At 64.9% G+C, this 7697-nt stretch carries 7 protein-coding genes; all 7 read left to right on the top strand.

From position 1 onward, the window contains the following. The first annotated feature begins 135 nt into the window (after positions 1–135). The 7 genes from PVW49_RS08780 to PVW49_RS08750 all read left to right on the top strand — a co-directional run bounded on the left by PVW49_RS08780 (position 136) and on the right by PVW49_RS08750 (position 7697). Entirely contained in the window at positions 136–1011 is an 876-nt protein-coding gene (locus tag PVW49_RS08780; RefSeq protein WP_074837129.1) for a carbohydrate ABC transporter permease, read from the top strand. After that, on the top strand, positions 1008–1892 hold the full coding sequence (locus PVW49_RS08775; RefSeq protein WP_048534974.1) for a carbohydrate ABC transporter permease: 885 nt from the start codon (positions 1008–1010) through the stop codon (positions 1890–1892). Before PVW49_RS08780 ends, PVW49_RS08775 begins: the two co-directional genes overlap by 4 nt. Before the next feature lie 9 nt (positions 1893–1901). Continuing rightward, positions 1902–3434: a sulfatase gene (locus PVW49_RS08770; RefSeq protein WP_074837128.1), complete on the top strand. Its 1533-nt coding sequence runs from the start codon at positions 1902–1904 to the stop codon at positions 3432–3434. Next, positions 3431–4357, top strand: a complete 927-nt coding sequence (locus tag PVW49_RS08765) for a DUF4432 family protein (protein WP_074837127.1) — start codon at positions 3431–3433, stop codon at positions 4355–4357. The genes PVW49_RS08770 and PVW49_RS08765 overlap by 4 nt, the downstream gene beginning before the upstream one ends. Position 4358: 1 nt before the next feature. Then, on the top strand, positions 4359–5423 hold the full coding sequence (locus PVW49_RS08760; RefSeq protein WP_274590372.1) for an ABC transporter ATP-binding protein: 1065 nt from the start codon (positions 4359–4361) through the stop codon (positions 5421–5423). 190 nt (positions 5424–5613) lie between these two features. Next, positions 5614–6789: an L-rhamnonate dehydratase gene (locus PVW49_RS08755; RefSeq protein WP_274590371.1), complete on the top strand. Its 1176-nt coding sequence runs from the start codon at positions 5614–5616 to the stop codon at positions 6787–6789. After that, positions 6786–7697, top strand: a complete 912-nt coding sequence (locus tag PVW49_RS08750; RefSeq protein ID WP_274590370.1) for a dihydrodipicolinate synthase family protein — start codon at positions 6786–6788, stop codon at positions 7695–7697. Before PVW49_RS08755 ends, PVW49_RS08750 begins: the two co-directional genes overlap by 4 nt.

Raw genomic sequence — 7697 nt, 5'->3', positions numbered from 1 at the left:
TGAACACCGCCGCCGAAGAGATCACCAAGGTCATGCAGGACGCCGGTTACGACATTCCCGCGCCTGAACTGCTCCAGTAACCTCCCTGGTGGTCGCGGCACTGCCCGCGGCCGCCGAAATTCACGGAGCCCACCGATGAAAACCGATACCTTCTGGCGTCACGCGACGCTCTGGCCTGCGCTTGTCCTGTTTGCGCTGCTCACCATCTTGCCGCTGATCAAACTGCTGGCGCTGAGCTTCCACGATGTGGAATGGATCAACCGCGAAGCCGTCTGGGACTGGGTCGGGCTGGCCAATTACGCCAGGCTGCCGCAGGACAACCTGCTGCGCGCCGGCGCGCTGAACACGCTGATCTTTGCCGTGGTGGCGGTGGCGCTTCAGATGCTGATCGGTTTCATTCTGGCGCTTCTGACCACGCGGGTGGTGCGCGGGCGCGTGTTCTACCGGACGGTTTTCATCCTGCCGATCCTGGTGCCCGGCATCATCATCGGCGCGATCTGGAAGCTGATGTATTCCTATGATTTCGGGGTGCTGAACAGCCTGCTGCTCTGGCTCGGCCTGGCGCCGCAGGACTGGCTGGGCAACCCCGATCTGGCGCTGCTGTCGGTGATCGTCGTCGATGTCTGGCACTGGACGCCGTTCTGTTTCCTGCTGCTGCTGGCCGGGCTCGAAAGCCTGCCGGATGATATCTTCGAGGCCGCCAAGATCGACGGTGCCTCGCGCTGGCAACAGCTGCGCCACATCACCCTACCGCTGATGCTGCCCACCATCGCCGTGACTTTCGTGTTTCGCATGATCCTGGCCTTCAAGGTGTTCGACGAGATCTACCTGCTCACCGGCGGCGGGCCTGGCACCTCGACCGAAGTGATCAGCTTTACCATCTATCGCCGGTTCTTCACCGAGGATCAGACCGGCTATGGCGCCGCCATGTCGATTGCGGTGATCGCGGTCATCGCCGCCGGCATCATCGCCGCCACCCGCGCCACCGCCGGCAAAGGAGCCAAGGCATGACCCATGCGACCGACACCCACACCGCGCTGACCGCGCCGCGCCGCCGCCGCTTCACCGCATCGGAACGCCAGGTCAGCGTGATCCGCCACCTCGTGCTGATGAGCTTTGCGCTGGTGGTGCTCTTTCCCTTCTTCTGGATCGTCTCGGCCGCCTTCAAGACCCAGATCGACCTGTTGATGGGCAAGGTGCTCTTTACCCCCAACCTCGACGGCTTTCTCGACGTGATCTTCGACAAGACCTCGGATTTCGCCCGCAACTTCGCCAACTCCATGGTGATTGGCCTGATCAGCACCTTCCTCGTGCTGGTAATCGCGACGCTGGCGGCCTTTTCGCTCTACCGCCTGCAATGGCCCGCTTGGGTGCTGCATTCGCTGCTCGGCTGGTCGGTGATCTTTCACATGGTGCCGCCGATCACCCTGGCGGGCGCCTGGTTCACCATGTTCCGCTCGGTCGGGCTCGACAACAGCTACACCGGCATCATCCTCGCTCACACCACGCTGCACCTGCCGATGGCGCTGTGGATGATGGGCGTCTTCGTCCGCGACGTGCCCAAGGAGCTGGTGGAGGCGGCGCAGATCGATGGCGCCAAGGTGCCGCAGATCCTCTGGCATGTGGTGCTTCCCATCGTGCGGCCGGGGCTGGCGGCGACCGGCATCCTGACCTTCATCTTCAGCTGGAACGAATTCCCGGTGGTTCTGGTGCTGAGCCAGCGACAGACCGCGACGGTGCCGCTTGGCATCGGCAAATATGCCCAGGAAAATACCATCGCCTTTACCGAAATGGCGGCGGCCTCGACCCTGTCGATCCTGCCGGCCTTCCTGCTTCTGCTCTTTGCACAACGGTTCATTGTCCGCGGCCTGACCTCTGGCGCGGTGAAATAAGGGTTTGTCATGAAAACGGTTCTTGTCCTCTTCGACTCGCTCAATCGCCACGCGCTCTCGCCTTATGGCGGCGATACGGTGCCGACGCCGAACTTTGATCGGCTGGCGGCGCGCAGTGCGCGGTTCGACAACCATCATGTCGGCTCGATGCCCTGCATGCCGGCGCGGCGGGATCTTTTGACCGGCCGGATGTCGTTCCTGCACCGCAGCTGGGGACCGATCGAGCCTTTCGACGTGACCTTCCCCGAGGTGCTGAGCCGCGACAAGGGTGTCTATAGCCATTTCGTCACCGATCACTTCCACTATTGGGAAGATGGCGGCGCCACCTATCACAACCGCTATGATAGTCACGAATTCTTTCGCGGCCAGGAAGGCGACCGCTGGAAAGGCGTCGCGGCGCCGGACTGGCCGGCGATTGACCGGCGCTTTGACCCGGCCCAGGTGTCGCGCAAGCCGCGCAGCTACAAGCGCCACAACGTCGTCAACCGCGATTTCATCGAGGACGAGGCCGGCCATCCCAGCTTTCAGACCTTTGCCGCCGGGGTGGACTTCATCGAGGCTAACAAGGCGGCCGACAACTGGTTTCTCCAGATCGAGACCTTTGCCCCGCATGAGCCGTTCTTTGCGCCGAAACGCTTTCGCGACATCGTCGGGGCGCGCGCCGATGGCCCGGCGCTGGATTGGCCGGAATACGGGTACAGCGACCGGCCGTTGGAAGAACAGGCGGAGCTGCGCGCCAGCTATCACGCCTCGCTGGCGATGTGCGACGAATTGCTTGGGCAGGTACTCGACGCTTTCGACCGCGACGGGCTCTGGCAGGATACGGCGCTGATCGTCACCACCGATCACGGCTTCCTGTTGGGCGAGCATGATCTCTGGGCCAAGAACCGCATGACGCTTTATCGCGAGATCGCGCAGATCCCGATGTTTGTCCATGACCCGGGCCATCCGGCGGCCGATGGCACGCAAGTCGACGGCCTGAGCCAGACGCCCGATCTGGCGGCCACCATCCTCGATCTCTTTGACACCCCGCGCCCGCCGCAGATGGTGGCGCCCTCGCTGCGGCCGATGCTGGCGGGCAAGCCCTCGGCCCATCAGGCGCTGATCTATGGCTATTTCGGCGGGGCGGTGAATCTGACCGACGGAAGGCACAGCTATCACCGCTATCCGCCCGACATGGCCGAGCAGGAAGTTTATCAATACACCCTGATGCCGACGCATATCTTTGACTTCTTCCATCCCGAAGAGCTGACCCGCGCCGAGCTTGCGCCCCCGATGCCCTTCAGCCGCGATATGCCGCTGCTGCGGGTGCCGGTAAGCGAGAAATCGGCGATGTGGAACGCCTATGGCCCCGGCTGCCTGATCGAGAGCGAGACCCGGCTGTTCGATCTGGAGCGCGACCCGGGGCAGGCGGCGGCGCTTGACGATCCGGCGCTCGAGGCGCGGCTGGCCGGCCAGATGGCCGATCTGATGCGCGGGCTGGACGCGCCGGAAGAGGCTTTTGCGAGGCTCGACCTTCTGCCCGAAGCCGTGCCGGCATGAGGCGGGACTGGGCCGAAAGGGTGCCCGACCTGCGCCAGTTGGCCGCCGTGCGCCGGATCACGCTCGATGACGGGGCGGAACGCGGGGTCCGGGCGCTGAGCTTCGACACCGGTGGCGGGCTGGCCTTCTGGCTGCTGGCCGATCGCAGTCTCGATATCGGCCCGCTGAGTTTCCGCGGCATGCCGCTGGCCTGGCAGCATCCGGCGGGCTTCGTCGCGCCGGGGCTGCATGATGCGCAGGCCGATGGCGGCACCGGCATCCAGCGCGCCCTGTCGGGCTTTCTGGTGACCTGCGGGCTGGACAACGTCCGCCAACCGCGTGACGGCCTGCCGCTGCATGGCACCCTGCCGCTGACACCGGCGCGGGTGACGGCCTGTGGCGAGGATTGGGATCGCCCCGATCCGCTGCTTTTTGCCGAAGGTGTGGTGACCACGGCGCATATGGGCGGCGCCTGTTTCCGGCTGCATCGCCGGATCGAGGCGCCGGTGGGCGGGGCCGCGCTGACGCTGATCGACCGGGTCGAGAACATCGGGCCGGAGCGGGCCGAGATGCGCGTGCTTTACCACACCAATTTCGGCTTTCCGATGGTGGCGGAGGACACCACCCTGCACCTAGATGGCGCGGAAGTGCAGGCCGAGGACCGGGAAACCACCTGCCACCCGGTGCCGGGCGGATGTGTCGCCTGGATCGCCCGGCCGGCCTCTGCCGACTGGCCCGCCGTCGGCGCGCGGATCGAAAGCGATCTGCCGTTCTTTCAGATCTGGCGCGATGCCCGGCCGCGCCGCAACGTTCTGGCGCTCGAGCCCTGCAACTGCGCCCGCGCGGCAGACGGCACCAGCGGACCGGGCACCTGGCTGGCCCCCGGCGAGAGCTGGCAGACCCGGCTGCATTACACCTTTTCATCCGGCAATCAGGAGGAATGACATGGCACATGTTTGGTTGAACGGCCTGTCCAAGAGTTACGGCAAGGTCGACGTCATCAAGGATGTCTCTCTCGATATCGAGGACGGCGAATTTGTCGTGCTGATCGGCCCCTCGGGCTGCGGCAAGTCCACGCTGTTGCGGATGATCGCCGGGCTGGAGAGCATCAGCGCCGGAACGCTCGAGATCGGCGGCGCGGCGATGAACGACGTGCCGCCGCGCGACCGGGGGATCTCGATGGTGTTTCAGAGCTACGCGCTCTATCCGCACATGAGCAGCGCCGACAACATGTCGTTCTCGCTGCGGCTGGCCGGCGAGGAAGAGGCGCAGCGGCGCTCCAAGGTCGACCGGGCGGCGGATATCCTCGGGCTGGGGCCATACCTCGACCGGTTGCCCCGGCAATTGTCGGGCGGCCAGCGGCAGCGCGTCGCCATGGGCCGTGCCATCGTGCGCAAGCCCGAGGTCTTCTTGTTTGACGAGCCGCTCAGCAATCTTGACGCCAAGCTTCGGGTCAAGATGCGGGCCGAGCTGAAGGAGCTGCACCAGAAGCTCCGCACCACCACGATCTATGTAACCCACGATCAGGTCGAGGCGATGACCCTGGCAGACCGCATCGTCGTGCTGCGCGATGGCGAGATCGAACAGATCGGCACGCCGCTCGAGCTTTACGACAACCCGGCCAATGCCTTTGTCGGCGCCTTCCTCGGTTCGCCGACGATGAACCTGCTAGAACTGGAGGTGGGCGCCGGCGAGGCCACCCTGGCGCGGTTTGCCGATGGCGAGGCGCTGCGGCTGGCGACGCCCGCCGCGCCCGGGCGGACAACCGTGGGCATCCGGCCCGAGGCCTTCACCATTGCGTCTGAGGCCGCGGCCGGGCGGATCAGCGCCGAGGTGGTGGTGGTCGAGCCGACCGGCGCCGCGACCGAGCTTCTGGTGCGCAAGGGCGGGCAGGCGATCACCGTGCTGACGCCGGAACGGCTGGCGGTGCGGCCCGGCGATACCGTCTGGCTGACCCCGGATGCGCAGCGCACCCGGGTCTTTGCCGGCGGGGCCGCCGACGCGGCCTGAACTCCCCGGTTCCCGTCAGTCTCTTTCGGCAGTCATGACCTGTCCCCCGGCGCATTTACGGCGCCGGGGGACAGGTTTTTGGCTTTTCGGAATTTTGGCATTCCAAAATTCCGATTACGTGCTATGACCATGTCATCACGAGTCGCGGCGCGGGCCTGGCGCCGCGCAGGAGAGCAAGAGAGGGGCCTTGATGACCAAGATCAAATCCGTGCGCACCCGCGTCTGGAGCTGGACCGGGCCGACGGTGCCGCCGTCGGGCAATTTCTGCACCAATGCGTCCGATGCCCTGTGGATCAAGGGCGACGCCATGGAGAGCTTTCGCTTTCACCAATGGCTGACCTGCGAGATCGAGACCGAAGACGGCACAGTGGGCATCGGCAATGCGGCGCTGGCGCCGAAACTGGTGAAACAGGCGATCGACGAATGGTTCGCGCCGCTGGTTCTGGGCGAGGATCCGTTCGATTACGCCTATCTCTGGGAAAAGATGTACCGCCGCAGCCACGCCTGGGGCCGCAAGGGCGTGGGCATGACGGCAATCTCTGCCATCGACATCGCGATCTGGGATTTGATGGGCAAGCTGGTGGGCAAGCCGGTGTTCAAGCTGCTCGGCGGCCGCACCAAGGAGAAGATCCCGGTCTATTACTCCAAGCTCTACGCCGGCCCGGTCGAGAGCATGCAGGCCGAGGCGGAAGAGGCGATGAAACACGGCTATACCGGTTTCAAATCGCGCTTCGGCTATGGCCCCAAGGACGGCATGGCGGGGATGCGCGAGAACCTCAAACGGGTCGAGGCGCTGCGCGAGGTGATCGGCTATGACCGCGACCTGATGCTCGAATGCTACATGGGCTGGAACCTCGATTACGCCAAGCGGATGCTGCCGAAACTGGCGAAATACGAGCCGCGCTGGCTCGAGGAGCCAGTGATTGCCGACGATGTGGCGGGTTATGCCGAACTGAACGCCATGGGCATCGTGCCGATTTCGGGCGGCGAACATGAATTCTCGGTCATCGGCTGCGCCGAGTTGATCAACCGCCGCGCCGTCAGCGTGCTGCAATATGACACCAACCGGGTCGGCGGCATCACCGCCGCGCAAAAGATCAACGCCATCGCCGAGGCGGCGCAGATCCCGGTCGTTCCGCATGCCGGGCAGATGCACAACTATCACCTGACCATGGCCAACACGAACTGCCCGATCAGCGAATATTTTCCGGTCTTCGACGTCGAGGTCGGCAACGAGCTGTTTTACTACATCTTCGAGGGCGACCCGGAGACGGAAGACGGCTTCCTGCAACTCGATGATGAAACCCCCGGCCTTGGCATCTCCATCACCGACAAACACCTCCACAATTTCGAGATCACCGAATGAGCGTCTATTCCGGCATCTGGCCTGTCGCGCCCACGCCCTTTCACGAGGACGGCAGCGTCGATTACGAGGGCATGAAACGCGTGATCGACTGCATGGTCGATCAGGGCAGCGACGGCATCTGCATCCTGGCCAATTTCTCCGAGCAATTCCTGATTTCGGACGAAGAGCGCCGCCGGCTGACCGAGGTGTCGCTGGCCCATATGGCCGGACGTCTGCCCGTGATCGTCACAATCAGCCATTACGCCACGCAGATCGCCGTGGACCGCGCGCGCCATGCCAAGGATCACGGCGCCGCCATGGTGATGATGATGCCGCCCTATCACGGTGCGCTTCTGAAAGGCACGGCGGCGCAGACCTTCGAGCAATTCGCCCGGGTCGGCGAAGTCGGCCTGCCGATCATGGTGCAGGATGCGCCGCTCTCGGGGGTCGATCTGCCGGTGCCGCTCTTGGTGCGCATGGCACGCGAGATCGAGATGGTGAAGCTGTTCAAGATCGAATGTCCGCAGGCCGCCGCCAAGCTGCGCGCGCTGATCGCCGAGGGCGGCGATGCCATCGAGGGCCCGTTTGATGGCGAAGAGGCGATCACCCTGCTGGCCGATCTCGAGGCCGGGGCCACCGGCGCGATGACCAGCGCGATGATCCCCGACCAGATCAAGCCGGTGCTGGGCCATTTCGCCGCCGGCGATCTCGACGCGGCCACCGCCGCCTATGCCCGCGTGCTGCCGGCGGTGAACCACGAGAACCGGCAATGCGGCTTTCGTTCGGCCAAGGCGGCGATGGTCGAAGGCGGGGTGATCGGCTCGGAATTCTGCCGCCACCCGATCCCGCCATTGCATCCGCAAACGCGCGAGTCCCTACTCAGGCTGATCCGGCCGCTGGAGCCGGTGGTTCTGAGCTGGGGGAAATGA

This window comes from Marinovum sp. PR37 (assembly GCF_028807375.1).
Lineage (GTDB): Bacteria > Pseudomonadota > Alphaproteobacteria > Rhodobacterales > Rhodobacteraceae > Marinovum > Marinovum algicola.
Note: the sequence above shows the minus strand (reverse complement) of the source record. Positions and strands in the feature narration are given on the sequence as shown.

What these genes read in the sequence shown, in the direction of transcription:
- PVW49_RS08780 (WP_074837129.1), top strand. Translation starts at nt 136, where the DNA reads ATGAAAACCGATACCTTCTGGCGTCACGCGACGCTCTGGCCTGCGCTT.
- PVW49_RS08775 (WP_048534974.1), top strand. Translation starts at nt 1,008, where the DNA reads ATGACCCATGCGACCGACACCCACACCGCGCTGACCGCGCCGCGCCGC.
- PVW49_RS08770 (WP_074837128.1), top strand. Translation starts at nt 1,902, where the DNA reads ATGAAAACGGTTCTTGTCCTCTTCGACTCGCTCAATCGCCACGCGCTC.
- PVW49_RS08765 (WP_074837127.1), top strand. Translation starts at nt 3,431, where the DNA reads ATGAGGCGGGACTGGGCCGAAAGGGTGCCCGACCTGCGCCAGTTGGCC.
- PVW49_RS08760 (WP_274590372.1), top strand. Translation starts at nt 4,359, where the DNA reads ATGGCACATGTTTGGTTGAACGGCCTGTCCAAGAGTTACGGCAAGGTC.
- PVW49_RS08755 (WP_274590371.1), top strand. Translation starts at nt 5,614, where the DNA reads ATGACCAAGATCAAATCCGTGCGCACCCGCGTCTGGAGCTGGACCGGG.
- PVW49_RS08750 (WP_274590370.1), top strand. Translation starts at nt 6,786, where the DNA reads ATGAGCGTCTATTCCGGCATCTGGCCTGTCGCGCCCACGCCCTTTCAC.